Annotated in this window: 19 protein-coding genes; 7 read left to right on the forward strand and 12 right to left on the reverse strand. The window is 42.3% G+C overall.

The window, feature by feature from the left end:
• The first annotated feature begins 56 nt into the window (after nucleotides 1-56).
• Together M1L62_RS02615 and M1L62_RS02620 are read left to right on the forward strand one after the other, a co-directional pair.
• The gene (locus M1L62_RS02615; RefSeq protein ID WP_254411444.1) at nucleotides 57-1634 is read left to right on the forward strand and encodes a TROVE domain-containing protein; all 1578 of its coding nucleotides are present in this window, start codon (nucleotides 57-59) and stop codon (nucleotides 1632-1634) included.
• A gap of 538 nt (nucleotides 1635-2172) precedes the next feature.
• Nucleotides 2173-3771, forward strand: a complete 1599-nt coding sequence (locus M1L62_RS02620; RefSeq protein ID WP_254411445.1) for a MutS-related protein — start codon at nucleotides 2173-2175, stop codon at nucleotides 3769-3771.
• A gap of 11 nt (nucleotides 3772-3782) precedes the next feature.
• Here the strand turns inward: M1L62_RS02620 and M1L62_RS02625 are convergent, their stop codons facing one another.
• The 3 genes from M1L62_RS02625 to M1L62_RS02635 all read right to left on the reverse strand — a co-directional run bounded on the left by M1L62_RS02625 (nucleotide 3783) and on the right by M1L62_RS02635 (nucleotide 6806).
• Nucleotides 3783-4550 carry an SGNH/GDSL hydrolase family protein gene (locus M1L62_RS02625; protein ID WP_254411446.1) on the reverse strand — a complete coding sequence of 256 codons (768 nt, stop codon included), beginning with the start codon at nucleotides 4548-4550 and terminating at the stop codon, nucleotides 3783-3785.
• Nucleotides 4551-4947: 397 nt separating this feature from the next.
• Nucleotides 4948-5688 carry a LytR/AlgR family response regulator transcription factor gene (locus M1L62_RS02630; RefSeq protein WP_254411447.1) on the reverse strand — a complete coding sequence of 247 codons (741 nt, stop codon included), beginning with the start codon at nucleotides 5686-5688 and terminating at the stop codon, nucleotides 4948-4950.
• Nucleotides 5685-6806 carry a sensor histidine kinase gene (locus M1L62_RS02635; protein ID WP_254411448.1) on the reverse strand — a complete coding sequence of 374 codons (1122 nt, stop codon included), beginning with the start codon at nucleotides 6804-6806 and terminating at the stop codon, nucleotides 5685-5687. The genes M1L62_RS02630 and M1L62_RS02635 overlap by 4 nt, the downstream gene beginning before the upstream one ends.
• Nucleotides 6807-7174: 368 nt before the next feature.
• Between M1L62_RS02635 and M1L62_RS02640 the strand changes: the two genes are divergently transcribed.
• Nucleotides 7175-9637: a TonB-dependent receptor gene (locus M1L62_RS02640; protein WP_254411449.1), complete on the forward strand. Its 2463-nt coding sequence runs from the start codon at nucleotides 7175-7177 to the stop codon at nucleotides 9635-9637.
• 4 nt (nucleotides 9638-9641) lie between these two features.
• On the opposite strand, the gene M1L62_RS02645 is transcribed toward M1L62_RS02640, so the two are convergent.
• The 4 genes from M1L62_RS02645 to M1L62_RS02660 all read right to left on the reverse strand — a co-directional run bounded on the left by M1L62_RS02645 (nucleotide 9642) and on the right by M1L62_RS02660 (nucleotide 11463).
• A complete protein-coding gene (locus M1L62_RS02645) occupies nucleotides 9642-9830 on the reverse strand; it encodes a hypothetical protein (RefSeq protein WP_254411450.1) in 189 nt (62 codons plus the stop codon).
• A gap of 97 nt (nucleotides 9831-9927) precedes the next feature.
• Entirely contained in the window at nucleotides 9928-10146 is a 219-nt protein-coding gene (locus M1L62_RS02650) for a hypothetical protein (protein WP_254411451.1), read from the reverse strand.
• A gap of 180 nt (nucleotides 10147-10326) precedes the next feature.
• Nucleotides 10327-10728, reverse strand: coding sequence for a YybH family protein (locus M1L62_RS02655; protein WP_254411452.1), 402 nt, complete (start codon nucleotides 10726-10728; stop codon nucleotides 10327-10329).
• 84 nt (nucleotides 10729-10812) lie between these two features.
• Entirely contained in the window at nucleotides 10813-11463 is a 651-nt protein-coding gene (locus M1L62_RS02660; protein WP_254411453.1) for a Crp/Fnr family transcriptional regulator, read from the reverse strand.
• A gap of 114 nt (nucleotides 11464-11577) precedes the next feature.
• On the opposite strand from M1L62_RS02660, the gene M1L62_RS02665 reads away from it, so the two are divergent.
• Nucleotides 11578-13443 carry a gamma-glutamyltransferase family protein gene (locus M1L62_RS02665; RefSeq protein WP_254411454.1) on the forward strand — a complete coding sequence of 622 codons (1866 nt, stop codon included), beginning with the start codon at nucleotides 11578-11580 and terminating at the stop codon, nucleotides 13441-13443.
• Nucleotides 13444-13453: 10 nt separating this feature from the next.
• Here M1L62_RS02665 and M1L62_RS02670 read toward each other — a convergent pair whose 3' ends face one another.
• From M1L62_RS02670 to M1L62_RS02680, 3 genes are all read right to left on the reverse strand, one after another.
• Nucleotides 13454-14272 (reverse strand): AraC family transcriptional regulator, encoded by an 819-nt coding sequence (locus tag M1L62_RS02670; RefSeq protein WP_254411455.1) that lies wholly within the window; start codon nucleotides 14270-14272, stop codon nucleotides 13454-13456.
• Between the two features lie 63 nt (nucleotides 14273-14335).
• Nucleotides 14336-15226, reverse strand: a complete 891-nt coding sequence (locus M1L62_RS02675; protein ID WP_254411456.1) for an oxidoreductase — start codon at nucleotides 15224-15226, stop codon at nucleotides 14336-14338.
• A gap of 441 nt (nucleotides 15227-15667) precedes the next feature.
• On the reverse strand, nucleotides 15668-15895 hold the full coding sequence (locus M1L62_RS02680; protein ID WP_254411457.1) for a hypothetical protein: 228 nt from the start codon (nucleotides 15893-15895) through the stop codon (nucleotides 15668-15670).
• Nucleotides 15896-16110: 215 nt separating this feature from the next.
• Here M1L62_RS02680 and M1L62_RS02685 point away from each other — a divergent pair, with 215 nt between their 5' ends.
• From M1L62_RS02685 to M1L62_RS02695, 3 genes are all read left to right on the forward strand, one after another.
• Complete coding sequence (locus M1L62_RS02685) at nucleotides 16111-16287, forward strand: hypothetical protein (protein ID WP_254411458.1); 177 nt, start codon at nucleotides 16111-16113, stop codon at nucleotides 16285-16287.
• Between the two features lie 5 nt (nucleotides 16288-16292).
• Entirely contained in the window at nucleotides 16293-17123 is an 831-nt protein-coding gene (locus M1L62_RS02690) for an SPFH domain-containing protein (RefSeq protein ID WP_254411459.1), read from the forward strand.
• A gap of 178 nt (nucleotides 17124-17301) precedes the next feature.
• Nucleotides 17302-18198: an RpnC/YadD family protein gene (locus tag M1L62_RS02695; RefSeq protein ID WP_254411460.1), complete on the forward strand. Its 897-nt coding sequence runs from the start codon at nucleotides 17302-17304 to the stop codon at nucleotides 18196-18198.
• An 88-nt stretch (nucleotides 18199-18286) separates the two neighbouring features.
• Here M1L62_RS02695 and M1L62_RS02700 read toward each other — a convergent pair whose 3' ends face one another.
• Both M1L62_RS02700 and M1L62_RS02705 read right to left on the reverse strand, forming a co-directional pair.
• A complete protein-coding gene (locus tag M1L62_RS02700; protein ID WP_254411461.1) occupies nucleotides 18287-19795 on the reverse strand; it encodes a RagB/SusD family nutrient uptake outer membrane protein in 1509 nt (502 codons plus the stop codon).
• Nucleotides 19796-19813: 18 nt separating this feature from the next.
• Nucleotides 19814-22957: a SusC/RagA family TonB-linked outer membrane protein gene (locus M1L62_RS02705; RefSeq protein WP_254411462.1), complete on the reverse strand. Its 3144-nt coding sequence runs from the start codon at nucleotides 22955-22957 to the stop codon at nucleotides 19814-19816.
• Nucleotides 22958-22971 lie beyond the last annotated feature (14 nt).

Below are 22971 nucleotides of genomic sequence, written 5' to 3' on the forward strand. Positions count from 1 at the left end.
AAGACTGCGTAGATACCATTGAATTTTGATAAACAAATAAAGAAAAGGAGGTTATCATGAGATTTAATACACAAAAAAGCAGCATTACTCAGGTAAAAAACTATGAAGGAGCTAAGGCTTTCGTATTAAATCCTGCGATGCAATTATACACCGCCGTGGTAACCTGGTCGTTGAACGATTCCTTTTATGAAAAAAATGACGACCGTTTGTTACGGATCCGAACCCTCATCGCTCAGAATGATCCTTTGTTTGTTGCCAGGCTGGCCATTTACGCACGGCATAATATGTATATGCGTTCGGCTCCACTGGTTTTGTTAACTGAACTTGCAAAAATTCATTCCGGGGATCAGCTGATTTCAAAACTTACAGAAAAAGTAGTTTCCCGTGCAGATGAAATCACTGAACTTCTGGCCTGTTATCAGCTTCTGAACGAACGCAAAGGTTTGAAAAAACTTAACAGTTTATCGAAACAATTACAAAAGGGGTTGTCGCTGGCTTTCAACAATTTCGATGCATATCAGTTTGCAAAATACAACCGGGACTCGGAGATTAAACTTCGTGACGCGTTGTTCCTTGTCCACCCGAAGGCAAAAAATGATGCACAGCAGCAGTTGTTTAACAAAATTGCAAGCAATAAGCTGGAAACGCCTTATACCTGGGAAACCGAGCTGTCTGCATTGGGACAGGATAAATTCACCGATGATCAGGAAAAATCGGTAGCCTTTAAACGGAAATGGGAAGAACTGATCGATAGCAACAAACTAGGCTACATGGCTTTGCTACGCAACTTGCGCAACCTTGTTGAGGCCAATATCTCATACGAGCACCTGCAAAAAGTATGTGACACGTTATCAGCTGCTGACAAAGTGGCTCGGGCCAAACAGTTTCCATTTCGTTACCTGGCGGCTTACCGCGAACTGTTGCAAGCAGGCGTTCGTGTAAAGTCACAAGGCGTGACGGGAAGGCTAAAAACATTGTTTCAGGGAGATCCGGGCTTCACTGGTGAGTTACTTGACGCATTGGAAAAGGCCGTTACACAAAGTGCTGCCAACATTGCAGGTTTTGATGAAAACACAAAAGTACTGCTCGCCTGTGACGTGTCCGGGTCGATGCAGGTACCGGTTTCAGCAAAATCTAAAATCCAGCTTTTTGACGTTGGGTTAGTGCTGGCTATGCTTCTGCAATCTCGTTGTAAGAATGTACGCATTGGGATGTTTGGAGATACCTGGAAAACGATAATGATTCCAAAAAACAACATCCTGGCCAACGTGCAGGAGTTTTACGGACGGCAAGGTGAAGTTGGCTATGCAACCAACGGGCATCTGGTTATTAAGGATTTGCTGGCTAAAAAAATTGTCATGGACAAAGTCATGCTTTTTACCGACTGCCAGCTTTGGAACACTGCCTACGGGACCGAAACGATTCACTCGCTTTGGATAAAATACAAAAATGACGTAGCCCCGGAAGCCAGGTTATACCTTTTCGATTTGCAAGGATACGGGCAGTCTCCCTTACAACTTATCCAAAATGATGTTTACTTGCTTGCAGGATGGAGTGATAAAATTTTCGCTGTGCTGGATGCGTTGGAAAATGGCAAAAAGTCACTGGATGAAATTAATGCTATAAAAATATAATACGGAAGTGGTCAAAGATCATCTCCGTACAAAAAAGGATGCCGTAGAAACGGGTTACTTCGCTCCAATAAGGGGGTGGGCATTGTGATGAAAATCATGATGGAGGTTCGAGTCCTCAGGCAATCCCCCAAGTCCTGTTTCGCTTTTTGCTCCTTAATTTCAAGAAACAGGAAGGTGTCGTAAAAACGTGTTCCTTCGTGTCGCCGGTTCGAAGCCGGCTTGTTGTGAAAACAGCAATAGCTCAGTTGGTAGAGCAGAAACGCCTTCGGGTATATGTCACGTTTTGCTTTTTACCCTTCTTCTGATATCTGAAAGATGCCGTACAAATGTGTTACTTCGCTGGTAAAACCGTGAAAACGGTGCAGGTTCGAATCCTGGAATACACACTTGGCTCGTTGCTCTTTCAGATTTTTTGTTGTCAGCGTATTATACCATTTAACAAACAGATTCCCCTTATGGCACTAATATCCTGTAAGTCAAACATTTTTATCAGAAATTAACGAAACATCAATAGTATTCGTTTGATAAAAATTTTGCTATGTTTCGAAATAAACACAGGATTCACCTAAAAGATAAGGAACAAAAAGTTAAAGCCGACGACTTCAATTTCAACAAAATTGAACGTTATTTCCTGAAAAGCAGCAAGGAAAACATCCATCAGGTGATATCCGACAGAACCTGTCATGATCTGGATCTGGAAGATATTTTTAAGTTTATTGACAGAACCTCATCCTCGATTGGCCAGCAATATCTCTATCATTTGCTAAGAACGCTTCCTTCGGACAAACTGCGAAGCGAGAAGACAGAGGCTTTGATCGCATTTTTTAACAGTGATAACGAGTTCAAAAAACTGGTCTTGGATGAAGTCTCCAAGCTGGATAATAACGACGCCTACTACATTTCCTCACTTTTTCAGGGTCCGCACCTTCAAAAACCAAAATGGTTCTGGGTCATCCAAACACTTTCTCTGATCAGTATTTGCACCGTTTTATTGTCGTTTGTGTTCCAGCAAGTACTTATTCTCATCATTTTTCTGCTCCCTGTTAACCTCGGCATCCATTACTGGAACAAAAATAATCTTTATCAATATGCCAGTTCCATTCCGCAGCTCCTCGTGATGAATGAGATTGCAGAAAAAATGTTAAAGCACAAATACCTGCATGATGAGAACGTAGCCAAGGCCGTCAAAGAACTGGATACGATGAGCAGGTCCATGTCTATTTTTAAAATCGAAGCGAAATTGCAAAGCGAAGCGGGACTTTTTGTAGAATATTTTATTGAGTTAATAAAAGCGCTGTTTTTAATCGAGCCGGTACTGCTGTTTAAAATCTTGCCTTTTCTCGATTCCAGACGGCAACACATGGCAGACGTGTTCAATTTTGTCGGACAAATTGATGCAGCCCTTTCCATACATTTGCTTAGAGATGACCTGCCGTATTACTGTATTCCCAATATAATTTCAAACAGAAAGGAACTCAATACAACCGCCTCATATCACCCGTTAATCTATAATTCAGTAGCGAACGACATAGACCTAAACGCAAAATCAGCGCTGCTGACTGGCTCCAACATGTCGGGTAAGACTACCTTCATCCGAACCATCGGGATCAACGTCATATTCGGCCAGGCTATCAATACCTGCTTCGCGCGTGAATTCAGTGTGTCCAGAATGAAAGTACATTCGGCAATCAGGATTTCGGATGATCTGCTCGACAATAAGAGTTACTATTTTGAAGAGGTGCTCACCTTGAAAAACTTATTGCAGGAAAGTCAGCTGACATCAGAAAATCTGTTTTTACTTGATGAACTATTTAAAGGCACGAATACGATCGAAAGAATCGCAGCGGGAAAAGCGATATTGAGTTATTTAAATAAAAGGAACAACATCGTAATTGTATCCACACACGACCTGGAACTTGCAGAGTTTCTTAAAAATACTTTTGATTTATATCATTTTACAGAAGTAATCCGGGACGACAAAATTCTATTCGATTATAAAATCAAACCCGGAAATCTTACGACAACCAACGCAATCAGAATATTATCATTAAACGATTATCCCCGGGAAGTCGTCGATGAAGCTACGTTGTTGGCTGACCAGATTCAAAGAGCAAAAACAGACAAATATCAAAACTAAAATACAAGTACTTATAGATTAAAATCGATTGAAGAAAAGAAGGTGTAGCCATCTTTTGCCAACGAATCTGTCATGGTTTGATTTGGATACAGGTCGTTATTTGTCCAGACACTTACATTTCCGGCAGTAATTCCGGACCTGCTCATCATATCCCAAACCGGGAGTTTTCTACTATAACCTATTGCCAAAATAGCACTACGGAGGATTCTAAATCGACTTACGAAAGGTTCAACACCACCGTATACATATCCGTTCGGCGGCGTACATAATATAATCTTACACTTTGGATTCTGCTTTTGAATTGCATCAATAACCGAATTAAATGCTCCATAAAAGGTGCTCTTATCTCTGCTATCGATCGTTCCTGGGCGGCTTTCAAGTAATTCCGCGTCATTTTGACCATGATCGATCACTACCACATCTGCATTATAAGGATCTTTTAAATATGGAATTATTTTGTTTTCATACGAAAAATTTTGCGCATATCCAGAGGCAATTAGCTCCGCATACGTTCCGGACAATCCCTCTAAACCTACCCCTTCAGTGTCCTTGGCTCTAAAAGCAATCCTGGAATTTGCCACTGAAGTATTAAACATCTCTGTTTCGAGCAGTTTTCCAATTTGATTCGGATATGATTTCGTATCATATTGCCATGGGGTTGTCGTTCCTGTCCAAACTATTTTCTTCCCCTTCCACGTGAATTTCTCGCGATCAGTTTCAGGCGTTGAACAACAAAAAAATGCAGTTGAAAGGAGTAGTAAAAGTAAAATTCGAAGCATAAGGCTTATTTGTAATTTTCAGTATCAGTTGGCTAATGTTTTAAAGAATAGTTGACAAAAAAATCCGTTAAAAAATCGAAGTTAAAAACATAGCAATTCAATAACAGCTAAAATAACAACACGAGCTAGAAAATTTTCTATCTGGTAAAAGTAAAATAATTAGTTAAGAGCAAAAAACTATCGGCAGGAACTCGAAACCTGAAAGAAGTAAGACTGAAAGATATATAACTGATGGTTGACGAATCTGTACAAAAAAACCGGCTCCTGAGAGCCGGCGTTTTCTGAGAAACATCTCAAATCTGATAGAGGAGGATTAATTTTATACAATGCTAAAAAATACCGTTAGATAAATAAAGCTAAACTTATTTAACGGTAAAAACTTTAAATAACACCTCCCTCACGAAAATCTTATTTTGTCCAGAAGCTTATTTGTAACCACTTGATTAATAACAAATTCACGATAATTTCGACTTATTGGAATACGATTAACACCAATAAAAATTTCGTTTCCTTCAATCCCGTCAATTTTACCGATTGATACGATATACGATTTGTGTACGCGGATAAAAGCACTGCTGTCCAAACTTTGTTCCAGGTTTTTCAGGTAGAGTAAAGTCATGTATTTTCCTTTCAGCGTATGGATCGTTACATAATTCTGCATTCCCTGAATGTAAAGAATCTCACTGAGAAGAATTTTTTCATATTTGCTTCCACATTTAATAAAGAAATAATCGGCCTCCGGTTCCGCGGGACTTGTCTCAGAATACTGCGATTTCTTAATCAGCTGATCGTAATCCTTCGCCTTTTTCGCTGCTTTTAAAAACCGGTCAAATGTGATGGGTTTTAACAAATAGTCAAGCACATTGAGCTGAAAACTCTCCAAAGCATAACTTGGAAAAGCAGTTGTGATGATAACCATCGGCGGATTCTGCACCATTTTCAGAAAATCGATGCCATTCATTTTCGGTGTCTGGATATCCAGAAAAATCAGGTCAACCTTATTTTCATCCAGCAAACTGATCAGTTCCACCGGATTTTCACAAGTCTTGACAAGAGTCAGAAAATCCACTTCTCTCACATAACTGGCTATACCTTCCCGGGCCAGCGGCTCATCGTCAACAATAACACAATTCATCATGATACAAAGTTTAAATGAGGCGCTTCAAGTTCTGAAAGTTCGATATCCAGCACTACTTCAAAGCTGTTTCCGTTGTCGTCAATTTTTAATTTATGCTGCCCCGGGTAAATCAGATCCAGCCGTCTCTGCACATTCTTAATGCCAATTCCGCCATAACTGATCACTTCATTGACAAGATTTCGCGAAGAACTGTTCGAAATGGAAAAGTGTAATCTTTGGTCTTCAACTTCCAGATTTATCCGGATCCAATTTGGCTGATCCGTATGTTTGGATACATGTTTAAACGCATTTTCCACAAAATTCATCAAAATAAAAGGCGCAATTCCCAGATGTCCGTTCAGAGCATAATCCGTTTGGAATGTAACATGTACATTGTCATTCTGCCGGAGTTTTTCCAGCTCAATGAAATTTTCCAGATAGGTTACCTCCTTATTCAACGCGATCTTTTGATCATTACTTTCATAAAGCTGATGGCGCAACAGCTCCGAAAATTTGGCAAGCGACTCTGAAGCCATGTCCGGATTCTTGTGTATCAGAAAAAAGATTGAATTGATACTATTAAAAAGGAAATGCGGATTAAACTGGTATTTCAAAAACCGCAGCTCCGTTTCCAGCTTCTCCTTTTCCAGCAATTGCTGTCTTCTTTCGGTCTGTACCCAATTTTTAGTCAGCTTAATGCTCATCGCAAGCGTCATGCTGGCAAGCGTTGACGGAAAGGAGGTACTGATAAAAAAGTAGAAACAATTCATGGTCCCATAAAACTCCTGAGCGCTTTTCCCGGCTGCAAGTGCCGTTAGATAATAACCCGGAACAATCAGCCAGGAAGTTATAATAATCGTCAGGGCCAGATAAATTCCATACGCCAGGTACTTTCCTTTTTCCAGGTAAACCGGTATCAGATAATATAAATTGAAACAAACCGCAATAATCTGAAAAACAAGGTAAAAGAGGAATTTTATGAAAAAACTGGTAAATAAAATACTATGCGCCGCTTTGACCGGATTTCCCTTGGCAATCGCCCACCATAAATATTGATAACCACACCAAAAAGGAATCTGGTAAAGTTTGTATTTGAAAAACCAGTGCTGCTTATAGCTGCTTTCTGTCAATGGCTCCATATATCGTCCGTTTATCAAAAACCAGTATCCTTCCGAAACAGTTACAGACAGGCATCACCGTGGTTTTGTTTTATCTAAAATACTTTGATTCCACAAAATAGTCAATTAGGCTCCTTTCTTTTTATCCAATACACGAAACGACCTAAATAATTGACAACCGGAACTTTATGGTTGTTAAACAGCCAAATCATAAATTTCTTTCAGGGCTCACAGCCATTTTGACGCGATATCGGTAAATCATCAAATTTAAACAACCGGTAATCAATCATCTTTCTCCCGCATTTTCAGTCGCGCTTTTTTTGCACATAAAACCAGCATCAGAACCACGGGCCGGTTTTGTCATCTTTTCTCATCTAAAAACAAGTCCGATGAAACCCTTTTTTGCAAGTCTGCTAATGCTTTTCCTGACACAAAACATGTGTGCACAGATTTCCGGAACATTCATAACTGCAAACCAGAAACCTGTCCCTTACGCCAGTGTACTGCTCCTAAACAGTCGGGACTCCACATTGGTCAAAGGTGTTTTAACGGACGACCTTGGAAATTTTAGTATCAGCCATTCACTGCACGGAAATTATCTTCTGCGTTTTAGCAGCATTGGTTACGGGCTTTGGCATTCCGAAACTTTCGGATTGGACGACTCCCAATCCATGAAAAATTTCGGTCAGCTTATCGTAAGCGACGATACGCAACAATTAGGAGAAGTTTTGGTCCGAGGCGAAAAACCTTTATTTGAGCAGCGAGCTGACGGCACGGTTATCAATATCGAAAACAGCGTATTAACAAAAGGCAGTTCTGCGCTTGCCGTGCTGGAAAGGGCACCGGGCGTGATTGTCGATCATCGCAATAACGGTATCGCCTTGAATGGCAAAGATGGTGTCATGGTGATGATCAATGGCAAAGTGATACGAATGCCGCTGGCTCAGGTCGTTGGTTTACTGGAAGGAATGAGTGCAAACGACATTGAAAAAATAGAATTGTTAACAACTCCTCCATCCCGATACGACGCGGACGGGAATGCCGGTTTGATCAACATCGTGATGAAAAAGAACAATGTCAAAGGAACAAACGGGGGTATAACGCTGACAGCCGGTTATGGTAGAGGAGAGAAAGGAACGGGCAGCTTTAATTTAAACCGAAATTCTGAAAAAATTGATATTTATGGGTCATACCAGTTTTCCAGGAATAGAACATACAGCGATATGTACATCGTCAGCGGGCAAAACATGCCTGTTTTTGGCGGAGACTTAACAGTTACCGCATGGGACACGACCAAACTACTGCAAAACAACCACAGTGTCACAGTTGGGTTTGATTCCCGGTTAAATCAAAAAATTTCCGCCGGCGGTTCTGTCAATTATAACAAAAACAATACGTCATCTTCCAATTTCAACCATGCGGAATATCTTTTGTTCCCCGACTCATTATTGTTCCTTCGGGCGCGAATATCAGGAATCAACCGGTGGAAAAATGTGATTTCAACGGCCTATCTGGAAAAGGAAATACGGGAAGGCGAAAAACTAACGCTCAACACTGACTACCTCTATTTTGCCAACGATAACCCTTCTCAAATTCAAAGTTTCTTACAAAACACGAACGGTACAAAAGCTGGTAACAACGACAGCCTTTTCGCATCCGAACAACAGGGATTTGCCAATACATCCATCCGGGTTGGTGTTTTGAAAATGGACTATGTAAAAAAAATCAACAAGAAATTGATGCTTGAAACCGGCGTGAAAGGCACTTTTACAAAAGGGCAAAGCCTATCCGGCATTGAAAGCTGGATTGACGGACAATGGATCCGGCGCGGCGAAACTTCCAATCAAATTAACTTCCTGGAAAACATTGCAGCCATGTATGTCGCTTTAAATGCTCAAATAAATCCGTCCGTTAACCTCTCCGCGGGACTTAGGTTTGAATATGCTCACAGCCGGATGAATGATCCGAAAACAACGGAAAATACGGCAAACCGAAAGTTAGGGGCGCTCTTTCCCAACATACTATTCTCGAAAAAGTTGAATGACAATTCGGAACTGATGTTGTCCTATTCCAAAAGGATAAGCCGTCCTGCTTACAACGACCTTGCTTCCTATGTCGCGTACAGCGACCCAACGGCGGTTTATACCGGAAATCCGACATTAAAATCCACAATTACACACAACCTGAAAGCTGGCTACAATTACCGGGGTTATTCATTTTCACTGCTATTCAGCCGAGATAAGAATCCAATTGTTCGTTATCAGATCACGGAAAGACCGGCCGCAAATCTGCTTTACATTTCCCCACAAAATCTGGCCTACCAAAATAATCTGACCTTTCAGACCAGCATACCTGTCAGCGTCAATAACTGGTGGACCATGAATTATGGTTTTACCGGCGGTCTCCGCCAGTTCAAAGTTGAACACACCCGAAAACCCGCCGAAAAAACTTATTTTGGTTATTCGTTGAATTTCAACCAGACGTTCAAATTGCCTCAAAATTTTGATATAGAAATTTCCGGCTGGTACAATTCATTGTCGTACAACGGGTCTATCCGGGTTGACGGGTTTGGCACGGTGAATGGCGGCATTAAAAAAGATCTGAAAAACAATGCAGGAAGCTTACAGTTATCGGTGGCTGATATCCGGAAAAGTTTTCAGATAAATACCCGCTACGGAACAATCACCGAAGAAGCCTTCAATATTAAAAATCACGTGCAGATCAATACCGAATCCAGAAAAACACCTGTGTTTAAGTTAACCTATTCCAGATCATTTGGAGGGAATATTAAAAGCAGGAAAACTGCAAATTCCGGCTCAGCCGATGAGCGGGACCGTATACGAAAGGATTAAGAGATCAGGCCAGTTCACACCCGTTTTCGCTGAAATATTTTATTTCACCAGTCTTTTCATTTCTGCATTTAACTTTACCGGTAAATTTAACCGTCGCGCCCTTCTTGATATTTTCATGCTCCAGAATCATCCAGATATCAGAGCTGTTTTTAACTTTTACACGGACGCGGTCATTGAATTTTTGAACTGGCATAAGATCTTTTATAAAATACAGGCGCCAAAGGTAGGAAAATTATTGGCGGGAAGTATCTAAAAAAAGAACCAGCAGATCTGCGACCTGCTGGTTATAATCAATGCTGCTGAATATTTTCTTCCGGTGTTATTACCAGCAAATACTCATCAATCTGATTCCATGAATAGCGATACACGATGCCACGGGGCTCTTCAATAAAGTCGCTTCCTTCACTGTCCCTGTACCCCAGCCGCCATTGATGCGTATTTTTTATTCTAAATTTCACAACAGCACCTGGCTCCGGTAAATCTTCTTTCGTCGTAACCTTAACTTTCATAATTTACCTTTTCGGTTATTTTTCAGAAGTTACGACATTTAGAGGTAGTATCCCGTTTATACGACAAGAAGGCCCGGCAATTAACTTCGAGTAATCTGTCGCCGCGTTGCAATCGCCAGACCCAGACACCCCTGATTGCAAATCATGGTTAGCGCCTTGGCTGCATGTCAGAGCAGTAATTCAATTATTTCCCGGAAACACATTTCCAAAAGGATTATCGATGAGCCACAACCATATCCCCTCTTTATTCCTGCGCATCAGACAGCTCGTATGGCCTGTCATTTCAATGATCTGTCCATCAGGTGTTTTACCTGTCATTTCCCACTGATCAGACCACATCGCCAGATCTTCAATTACCGTGAGGTTTGATAAACCGCCAACGACATCGGGTTGCCAGCTGCACAAACCGTAAATTACTTCCTTAATCTCAGCCAGTCCGCTGAATTTTTTGCCACAATGGTCAATGTAGATGGCATCGGGTTCAAAACAATTTATCGCTCCCATCGGATTTCCCGTTTTAATACAGGAGCGAAAATAATGCACTGCGCCCGCTGGTGTTTTCCTGTCAAATTCTGCTGTCATTTCCTGATTGATTTGTTCAATTTTAATTACAAAAATCACAGGTATTCAAACAGGTAAAAATGATAATTGTTAAGAAATCACCAGTCAGCTACGAATTCTGCTGAGCGATTCAGGTTGCATTCCCAGATAGGAAGCAATATATTGAACCGGTACATGCTGAATAATATCAGGTCGTTCGGTCATTAATTTTGCATAACGTTCTTTCCCCTTCAATTTCCCGAATGATAATATCTTCTCTTCTTTCTTCAACAATGCAGCTTTGAGAGACTGCATCCCAAAATCAATCCATTTTGAATTTGAAACGGCCAGCTTTTCAAACGAAGCTTCTGAAATCCGGCAAACGGTGCAGGGAGATATGCACTGTATATTTTCAAAGGACGGCGCCTTTTTTAAAATGCTATACATCGACGATGCAAATTCACCGGTTCTCAGAATATCGATTGTCACCTCAACGCCATTCTCGGCAATATAAAATGTGCGGACGTAACCATTCAGGATAAGAAAATAATCCGTCGCTACACTCCCCTCCCGGACCAGAAAATCCTTCTTATCTGTTTTAAAAACTTTAAAATGCCCTTCCGCTATTTCCTGCTCGGTGACCGGGAAGTTAAAGTAATCGTTAAAACACTGTATGATCACATCATTCATGGCATTGACCGGGCTTCTGGAAATGGAAGATGTATGCTGGCAATTTACAGGTTTATCCGGATTGACCGATCTCAATATTCGACCCAAGCATATCCATTTGCCAGTTTTTACCTACATTTAATAAAGAAAAACAGACGATTGACATTTCATTATTTCGCACCTAACCATTTTCCCGAAATATTTTAAAAATTTATCAGCATTATGAAAATAAAACTTCTGGTTTGTTCACTGGCTCTGGCCGGGATCCACTACAAATCAATGAGTCAGGCCTTCAATAATTTTCCTGTTACCACACAAAAACCACCGCTGCACGGAAAACACTGGATGGCTATCACGGGAAAACCGTTGGCTGCTACGGCCGGGGCGATGATTTTCAGCAAAGGCGGAAACGCGATCGACGCTTCCTGCGCCATGCTGGCTTCTACCTGTACGATGTGGGATGTATTGAGCTGGGGCGGAGAAACGCAGGCTTTGATATATAATCCAAAAACGAAAAAAGTAATTGCCCTGAATGCCATGGGTGTGGCACCTACGGGAGCAACTGCTGATTTTTTTAAAAACAAGGGGATGAAATATCCGCCGGAATTTGGTCCCCTGGCTGCAACGACACCCGGCACTGCAGGAGGATTAATGACCATGCTGGCTGAATACGGTACCATGAGTCTGAAACAGGTTTTAGCTCCGGCCATGCAGCTGGCCGAGGGTTATCCGATCGAAGCGCAGACTGCCAACTCGATTGAGAAAGGCAAGGATAAAATCAAACAATGGCCTTATTCCAAAAAGGTATTTTTACCCCATTTGGGTGAGAAAAGAGAAGCGCCAGATGCGGGTGAAGTGTTTGTTCAAAAAGATCTTCTGGCCACTTTACAAAAATTGGTCGATACCGAGGAGCAGGCGTTAAAAAAAGGAAAAACCAGAAAAGAGGCTATTTACGCTGCATATGATCGTTTTTACAAGGGTGATATCGCGAAGGAAATTGCCCGCGGATGCCAGGAACAGGGCGGCCTGATTACAGAACAGGACTTGTCAAACTGGAAGGTAAAAATTGAAGAACCACTGATGACCACCTACAAGGGCATTGATGTTTATAAAATGCAGCAATGGACACAGGGCCCGGTGATGTTGCAGGCACTGAACATGCTCGAAAACTTTGACCTGAAAGGTATGGGTTATAACTCGTCGCGTTACGTGCATACCTTGTATCAAACTATGAACCTCGCCTTTGCAGACCGCGATTTTTACTATGGAGACCCGGCATTTGCTCCCGAAGAACCCATGAAAGGTTTGCTTTCCAAGGAGTACGCTAAGGAAAGGATCAAACAGATCAACTGGGAGAAAAACGATCCGAAGACATTACCCGGAGATCCTTATCCGTTTGAAGGCAAAATAAATCCTTACGGAGATCAGATAAAAAACTGGGGCACCAAGCAGGTTTCCCTGAGAAATTCGAACGGACTGGATGAAAAATTCATGGAAGAATTCACCGCCGGAACAACTTCTGTCGAAGCTGCGGATGAAGAGGGCTGGGTGGTATCCATCACGCCAAGCGGTGGCTGGGTGCCTGCCTGTATCGCCGGAAATACCGGTGTCGGATTAAGTCAGCGTATGCAATCATTCGTTTTGGATGCCAAAGAAAACCCGTTCAATGTGGTTGAGCCGGGCAAACGTCCACGGGTTACATTAACGCCAAGCCTGGCTTTGAAAGACGGAAAACCATTTCTATCTTTTGCCAAACAAGCCGGTGACGAACAGGATCAGTTGTTGCTGCAATTCTTTTTGAACATTGTCGAATTTGGGATGACGGTTCAGGAAGCTACCGAAGCACCGAGTTTTAAAACACTGCAAATGTACGCCAGCTTTGGCGAGCACGAGAAAGAACCGGGCGGATTGATCCTCAACGAGGCTATGCCCGATTGGACAAGAAAAGAGCTATCAAGAATGGGTTACAAGAATTCTTATCAGCCACGCACCAGCGGCCCCATCAATGCCATTTATTTCGACTGGATCCACGGTACGATGTGGGGAGGTTCCAGCAATCATGGCGAAGATTATGGCATTGGCTGGTAAAACGCGGTCGCTAGGACGGTAAACTCAGCCTTGACGGCGCGATGCCATAGGCCTTTTTGAACGCAAAAGAAAAGTGGGAGAAATCTTTAAATCCGACTTCCAAATACACGTCGGATGATTTCAACCCCTTTTCTTTGATCAGGTAATAGGCATCGTTCAGTCTTTTTTGTTGCAGCCAACGATTGGGAGAGCTGTTGAAAATCTTTTCAAAATCTCTTTTAAAAGAAGCCAGACTACGGCCGGTGAGGTATGCAAAACGGTTCAAATCCACGTTGAACTTGTAATTTGCGTTCATGTAAGCTTCCAGATCTATTTTCCCCGGTTCACTAAAATCAAATAAAATATCCTTCAGTGCAGGATTCGTTTCCAGTAAAATCATAATCGCTTCTTTCACTTTCAGCGATGTTAAAGCTTTACTGATATCATCCGTACCATTCAGGTAAGGCGTCAGCGAATTGATATAATTTTTAAAAAGCGCATTCGGTTTCAGCAGCAGAACACTATCTCCTTTATAAACCTTCGTCATGCGCAAATCATGCTCCTCGCTCATACTGCGAAGGGTATCCTGATCCATGGCAATGGAAATGGACCGGTATTCACCACCGGGCGGAGGAAATTTCGTATAACGTGTCAGCTGATTTCTTCTCAAAAACCTAAAATCGCCTTCTTCGAAAAGGTAATTTTTACCGCCAAGGTACATCGAAGAACTGCCCGACATGGTATATCCAAAAATATGCTCAGGAACGAACTGCTCGCCCTCGCTGCTTTTCCGCGAATAACAGGTATACAAAATATGCGGCAGCTTACCGTTATTTTCTGAATGCTCCATCTTGACAAAATTTGAGATAAACAGGATTGCCGTCTAGGAATGAGGCAATCCTGTTTGTATAAATCAATTGTTACCTTTTAAGTTCACAAGCGCCCTGCCCTCCTTCGTATCCAGAAAGCTGACGGATTCGTGATGGTCGGTCGATACACTTACAGGAAGCCATTTTTCAAGCTCTTCTTTTCGGGACAAGTCCGCTTGTTGCAACAACGCTATCGCCTCGCTACCAAGCACAAGATGTACCGGTGGCTCAGGATGATTAACCAGGTCGATCATGACACGGGCGGCTTTTTCCGGATCGCCCATCGGCACAAACGACCCGCCCTGAAAGAGTTCGGTCCGCCGGTCTACCGTATTTTCGTAACCTTCAATTTTCGCTGCATAAGCCATCGAGTCACCAGCCCAGTCGGTTCGGAAACCACCCGGTTCCACACTTGTAACACGTATTCCCAAAGGCGCCACTTCCTTCGCCAAAGCCTCACTGAAACCACCCAGACCAAATTTAGCCGCCTGATAAATGGACAATCCGGCATTTCCCACACGTCCGCCAACCGAACTGATCTGTAAAATATGGCCCGAACGTTGTTTGCGCATATATGGCAAAACCACACGGGTTATTTCAATCGGTGCGTACAAGTTGGTTTCCAACTGGCTTCGTACCTGCTCCCCGGTAAATGCCTCCGCGGCGCCCGTGATTCCAAATCCTGCATTATTTACAAGCACGTCAATCCTTCCGAAATGATTGATCGCACTGCTCACAGCTTTTTGAATCTGATCGTTGACCGTCACATCCAGCGATATCGCCAGCACCTGGCCAGGATATTTCTCTGACAAATCTTTCAACTGATCAATGTTTCTCGCTGTGGCTGCTACGTTGTCACCACTTTCTAAAACTGCTTCTGCCAGGCTCCGTCCCAACCCTCTGGAACTCCCTGTAATAAACCATATTTTTCTCATTGCTATTAAATTTTTATTTAATGCAAAGTTACCCTGGCCATCAAGTTTCAGTTTTGCTCAAAAGCTCAATTTGGTTTGTTAAAAAGCTCACGCTAGCCGTTAAATAAAATTATTACCTCAGTAGAAATATTTAGAAAAACATCTGAAAGCTGTCAGATATTGGAGTGAAGACAAATCGAGATAATTCGATAAAAAATGCCTTATCTAAGCCGGAACTAAAAAAATAAAGGATCCCAGAAAGTCCGGGATCCTTGTATGCACCACTACTCAACGTTAAGAAATAAAGTTAACTCAATTGTTTTGTTAAACGTATTAAAGTTATCCAATGGCAAAATTTATTGTATACAAAAAAAGAGGCATGCCAGGCATCAACCTCTTTCTAAAATAGAGCGTAAAATATTTATAACTTATTAATTAAAAGAAAGTTACACAATAATACACTTATAATATTTCCAGAATATCAGCGTCAGAGCTTTCCTGATCGTCCTGATATTCCCATTCGCGAATGTTCGTCAGTGTAAAAGTCACCCCAACTTCCGCGGAGGGTTCATCGCCCACTCTCTCCACGAAAACCTTTAAAAGTCCGTTATAAAATCCATTGTGCTGTACTCCGTCATGACTTGTAAAAAGTAGCGGAACATTCGGAGAAGGCAAGTCTGTACTTTTCATTTCTGCAATCGATAATTGTGGTGAACAGATATTTAAACCAATACTTCCAGGCAGTAATTTACAATTTAACGGCCTAAAATCACTATATTTTTGCAGGATGAATAATTCATTTGTGTACTCCCGCAACACATCACCATCACCGGGAACCACTTATAAAGTTTATTATATTCCGTAAATTATCAGGCACTTACTTTGCTTAACAAACATCGGAAATCATGATACACATTCTTAAAATCATCGCAATCATTATCGCGGTTACCTATTCACTTAAACTGGTGAATTCCCAGTCCGACCTGCTGGTATTCGGAGGGTTGGCAATCGTTGGCACGGCCATTTATTTTTTCGTTATTGAATTAAAAGAAATATTCACCTTTCTCAAATCCAAACTATGATAAGCATGACTAGAAAAATTACGATTGGCGTTATAAGCTTTGTTGCTGCGATAGTTGTGCTGTTCGTTCAGCCCTTCTCATTCGAAAATATTGATGCAGGAAATGTAGGTATTAAAATTAACCTCTATGGAACGGACAAGGGTGTAGACAACATCACATTGGTGACCGGGAGGGTTTGGTACAACAGCTGGACAACAAAAATCATCGAATTCCCAACGTTTACGCAAAGCGTGGATTATGATTCTTTTGTGATCACCACTAAGGATGCTGCGGAATTTAAGGTAGATCCCAAGTTGAATTATCACATCAATCCTGATAAGGTCCCTCAGATTTACCGTCAGTATCGGCGTCCGTTGGGAGAAATCCAGCAGGGTTTTATGAAAAATACAATTTATGACGCCTACCGGATCGTCGCGAACTCGTTTACATCCGACAGTGTGATGTCAAACCGTGAGGTATTTGAAGACCGCGTGCAAAATGTGCTGACCAAAACTCTGGGAAAAGATGGATTTATCTATGACCAGCTTACCTCCGCCATAACACCACCGCCTTCCTTGCGTCAAATGATCGATGAGAAAAACACGTCTATCCAGGCAAGATTAAAGGCAGAAAATATGGCCAAACAAGCGGAAGCCGAAGCAAAAGTATTGGTTGCCAAAGCAGAAGGTCAGGCAAAAGCTACATTAATTAAGGCCCGGGCAGAGGCAGAAGCGAACCAGTTACGCCAAAAAACACTGACACCGCTGCTGATCCAGCAGGAATGGGTTTCCAAATGGAACGGCGTATTGCCAACGACCAACGCCGGAGGAGCAAGTCTGATGCTTGGGATTAAATAGTATTTTCTAAAACTTCTGATTACCGGAATAAACAAATCCCTGAAAGAGCCTCAACGGCCCCTTTCAGGGATATTTCCTTTTGAACCTGCAACTAAAATCCGAAGGTTTAAGTGACCAAAACTTTTAACAGCGTAATAGGTAAACATGATGGATTAAAAATGATCATTCGGCTCATTCTATGCGCAGAAAAAATGATATTTTGTTAAAAAGTGCCTTTGAAGAGGCTTTCCCCGACCTTTTGCCATTCTTTTTCCAGAACACCGAATCGTTATTTGATTTAACGAGAGGATTTCAGTTTATGGATAAAGAACTGCACGAGCTTTTTCCCGATCTTGAAAAGAAAGGCGGCAGTCGCTTCGCGGATATGCTTGTAAAAACCTATCTGCAAAATGGCAGGGAAGAATGGATATTGATACATCTTGAAATACAGGGCGAAGGTACGGATGATTTTGCATCGCGGATGTTTCAATATTGGTATCGGATTTATGATCGTTACGAAGTCGACATTGTTGCGCTGGCCGTTTTTACAGGAGGCAAAAATCAAAAACGACCTGATTATTTTCATAAAAGTTTTCTTGGAACCGAAATCCTGTACAAATACAACGTATTTCATATTTTAGATTACAGTGAAAAACAGCTTTTGGGTATGGATAATCCTTTTGCTCTTATTATTTTGGCAGCACAAAAAGCGCTTTTGATCAACAAAATCCCAGAGATCGAACTTGCTGAACAACGGTTAACGATTGCACGTGCTCTAATCAAAACCAGGAAGTATAACAACGAGCGGATCAGGCGTTTCCTCCTCTTTTTGAAGACTTTCATCTACATTGAAAATAAGGAAATAAATAGTAAATTTGAGTTAGAAGTAGATATATTAACACGAAACAGACATGCTATGGGAATTATTGAAACGATAAATATGCTGGCAATGGAAGAGGGCGCAGAGAAGAAAGAACTTCAATTTGTAACCAATTTATTGACGGCTAATAAATTTACCATTGCGGAAATTGCATCTTATGCCGATGTGGATGAAGAGTTTGTTATGGAGGTAAAAAAAGATCTTAACCTTGATTGACACCCAATACAGATTTTCCAACTAACATATAAATGAATAAGGGACGCAAAATGCGTCCCTTATTCATTTATAAAACTCCTTGTTCAATTTAAAAACCAGGATTGTTCGGCAACAAATTCGGGTTCACATCGGATTCCTGTTTTGGCACAGGGAACAACAGTTGTTTTTCGGAGAATGTTGCTCCAAACACCGTTTTATGGCCTATGAAATTATCCCAGTTTCCGGTCACGTCGTTATGTACTTTTCTTGTACGCAACATGTCAAACCACATTTTGTTTTCAAAACAAAGCTCAAAATAACGCTGCAACCAAATTTCCTGCTCAAAAGCAGTCTGGCTTAATGCGCCGATCGCTGACAAATTCGCGCGCGCACGGATCTTGTTGACATACTCAACAGCTTTGCTGTTCGGTGCTCCTTCTGCACGGTTGGATGCCTCCGCGTACATCAGGTATACATCAGCCAAACGGTACAAAGTATAATTCAAGTCGGACTTAACCGTATTCGTGATCGCGTTTACATCAAACCATTTGTAGATATAAGTATTCTTAAACTTGATGGTTTGTCCCGTTTTCAAATTCGGATAACTCGTGTAAAAAAACTGTCTTTCATCCACACGCTTATCACCCGCCGGGAAAGATTTGATGAATTCAGGTGTCGGATAAACCGATCCATACTCATCCGCATATTTCGAAATTCCGGAGAAGTTAGGAATTGTAAGCGGCGTAAGCGGGTTTGTCAACGGAACGCTGGCAGCATATTGCACCTGAAGAATAAACTCGCCCGTATTTTTGTTTACCGGCTGAATCATATCCGTGTAGTTCGGGAACAATGTATAACCTCCGTTGTCGATAACACTTTTCGAACGTTTTGCAGACTCAGCATAATACTGCGCACCACCGTTGATGGCTGCACCTGCATAAGTCAGGTAAACATCTGCCAGAATAGATTCAACAGCTCCCATCGATACTTTACCCGTGTTATCAGACCATGGCAAAGTTGATTTTTCTGCCAATAAAAGGTCAGGAATGATAATCTGGTCGTAAATATCTTTGGCTGCCGTACGGGGAAGATTCAGATTCAGGTCCTTTGGCACAGTCGTCACATTAGGAACCGCTCCATACATCCGCACCAGATTGAAGTAGTACAAGGCACGTAACGTACGTACTTCCGCCAGCATATTGTCTTTCTGCTCATCGGTCAAACCAGCGGCATTAATTCCCGGAATACTTTGTATCGCAAGATTACAAGCCCCAATCCCAAGGTACATTTGCTGCCACCAGGTGTCAATATAAAACGCGGTATTGTTATAACCCAGGTTTTGAAAATTGATAAACCCGGTCTGACCAAGGTCGCTATTCGCCTTCCCAGTCATGAATTCCAGCAAATTCCAGGTATTTCCTCCGTAAGACGAAGGTTGTCCGGCAAGCAAACCCTGCAAATAAACATAACCTGAATTTGCATAAGCCCTGGCAACTTTTGTGCTGGAAACATCAGAATCCGGCGTTAAAAAACCTGTGGGGTTTTCATCTAAAAAGTCTTTGCAAGAACCTAACGTCAGCAGCGACGCGGCCAATAATATATTTTTAAGCACTTTCATATCTATTTCAGTTACAGGTTAAAAAGTAAGTGTTAATCCCAGGTTCCAGACACGCGGACGAGGATTGGCAAAGAAGTCCAGATTCTGAGAGAACGAACTGTTAGAGCCATATCCGGAGTTAAACGTATCAACCTCAGGATCATATCCTGTATATTTCGTAATCACAAAAAGGTTTTGCACACTGGCATAAACACGCAGACGGCTCAATTTCAGCTTTTGCAAAGCAGCATCCTGTAATGAATACCCCAACGTAAAATTCTGCCCGCGGATGAAGGATCCGTTTTCTACCCACCAGGTATCAAAGTGAGAATCCTGCGCGAATTTATAGTTACGTACCTGTGAGATCATGGTATTCTGGTGATCAGGCGTCCAGGCATCCAGCACGGTTGCAAGGCTGTTCGCAATTGTTTGTCTGTCTTCTACTGAGTGTTTGTATGTTGCAGCGGTATTCAAACCCTCCACAAAACGGATATCAAAAGAGAAATCCCATCCTTTGTAGTTCATCGTACTGCTGAAAGTTCCAGTCCATTTCGGGGTAGTGCGACCGATAATGCTGTAATAATTGCTTCCGTCAGCATTGTAAATGTACTTTCTGTCACCCGGTTTCAGATTGTGCTGCGCCGCCAGATCCGCCTCGTCGGTGCTGTACGTTCCCAAACGCGTCATCCCGTACAACGAACCGATAGACTCCCCTACTCTCAGGATATTGGTTTGGCCAAGGAAATTAGGACCAGGGAAAATATCCGCATTACCGTTGTTCAGTTTTAAAATCTTGTTTTTGTTCGCAGCAAAAATGAAGTTGGTGGTCCAGGTAAAATTATCTGTTTTGATGTTGGTTGTGTTCAAACTAACTTCAAAACCCGAGTTTCTAACCGATCCTACATTCTGATAAACGTTCGCATTGGTTTGTCCGGCAGACCATGGAATGGGTGCCTGAAGCAAAAGATCCTTCGTCACACGGTTGTAATAATCAACCGTCAGGTTAATATTTTCACGAATTCCCAATTCAACACCTGCATCAAACTGTAACGACCGCTCCCATTTCAGGTTTGGATTTCCAAGATAACTTGGCAATAACGTAGACTGCAAAGCACCACCAAAAACAGTCGAGGTGTTGTTGGTAGTACCGGGCTGTATCTGTGCGATCGAGCGGTACTGACCGATTTCCTGGTTGCCCGAAAGACCATAACTTCCTCTCAGTTTCAGGCTTGTAATATTTTTGTTTCCTTTCAGGAAACCTTCCTCTGATATGCGCCACGCTGCACCCACCGACGGGAAAAATGCAAATTTATTGTTGGCACCAAATTTTGAAGAACCGTCAAAACGACCGGTTGCCGTGAAAAGATATTTTTCGTCCAGGTTATAGGTAGCTCTGGCAAAATACGAATTCATCGTCCATTTGTAATCTTCCGACGTGGTCGAGCTTTTTACAGAACCCGAGCCCAGGTTATGCCACTGGAAAAAGTCGTCGATAAAATTCTGCGTTTCTGCAAAATTCGTTTCCTGATAATACTGCTGCCACGATGCACCAAGCAATGCCGTAAAGCGCTGACGGGCATTAATCGTTTTGTTCCAGGTCAGGTAGTTTTCCGATTGCCAGTAGTTATTGGCATAATTTCTCATGTTCGCAACCCCACCCTGATCGGCCGACATGTGAGCCAGATTTTGAGACGAGAAGAAATTGTTTTTCTGAGAATTTAAGTTAAATCCAAAATCAGTTTTGAAATCCAGGTCTTTGGTAATGTGGAACAATAAATACGTGTTTCCAAGAGCCTGCACCGTGTTATTGATCGTGTAACGATTGTGGGCAATGTTCACAGGATTTGGCCCTCCTTCAAGTCCGCCGATATCGTTGTTTCCAGCCCATGTTCCGTCCGGATACTTCACAGGCACGATAGGAACCTCTTCCGAAACCATCCTTGGAACGTTCAAACCGCCGTTTCCATCAGAAACCAAACGTTGTCTGCTTTTGATAAGCGAAAGACTTCCACCTACTTTCAACCATTTATTGACATCGTTGTCCAGCGTAAATCTTGCCGAATAACGCTTAAATCCGGAAGTAACCATCAAACCGTTCTGATCCAGATATCCCAAAGACAAACTGTAAACGGTTTTATCATTACCACCCTGAAAATTAAGCTGATGACTATGCGAAACAGCTGGCTTATACACTTCTTTTTCCCAGTTGGTATTATACAAAGGCTTGTCATTTGCGTCAAACAACAAGGGGAAATTGGCATGGTTTAACGGAGCCTGGGGCGCCCACACACCGCCAGCCGGGTCGAATTTTGTGCCGTTGGCAAAGGCTGTATTGTATGTTTTAACAAATTCTTCTGAATTCAGCGTTCTCACGTGGCGATACAAATCACTCACGTTTACGTTTCCATCATAAGATACTCTTGTAGCTCCGCTTTTTCCGCGTTTGGTCGTGATCATAATCACACCATTCGCACCGCGCGCACCATAAATCGCTGTTGATGAAGCATCTTTCAATACTTCAAGGGAAGCGATATCGTTTGGGTTAATGGAGTTTCCGTCCACGCCGATCACACCATCCACCACATAAAGCGGATCGATATTGGAATTAATGGATCCCAGACCACGTACCCGGACTTTTGCCGCTGCACCGGGTGCATTGCTGTTCACACTTACTTCCACACCGGCAATTTTCCCCTGCAAAGCCTGAGAAACGTTGGGTACAGGTTTGTCCATCAGCTGTTCGCCTTTAATGGTGGCAACCGCGCCGGTAAGGTCTGATTTTTTAACCGTACCATAACCAATCACAACCACTTCGCTAAGCGCTTTGGAATCCGATTCCAATGAAACATCCAGAGTCGTTTTGTTGCCGACCGGAACTTCCTGACTTATAAAACCGACAAAACTGAACACCAGAACCGAAGACTCACTGGGTACAGAGATAGAAAAATTCCCTTCCGCATCTGTTGAGGTTCCTACGCTGGATCCTTTCACCACCACGTTTACACCGGGTAATGTCGAGTTATTTCCCCCATCCACTACCTTTCCGCGAATCACCTTATCTGCCGTCAGAAACGAACGGCCTCCTGCAAGTGCGCTCAATGAGCTCACCAGCAATAAATTCAGTAAGATTATTTTCATAATCCGCCCCGACTGAATGACGGGTCTTGGTACATGACTTCTCATACTTTCCATTAGGT

Source organism: Dyadobacter diqingensis, from assembly GCF_024220585.1.
Taxonomy (GTDB): Bacteria; Bacteroidota; Bacteroidia; order Cytophagales; family Spirosomataceae; genus Dyadobacter; species Dyadobacter diqingensis.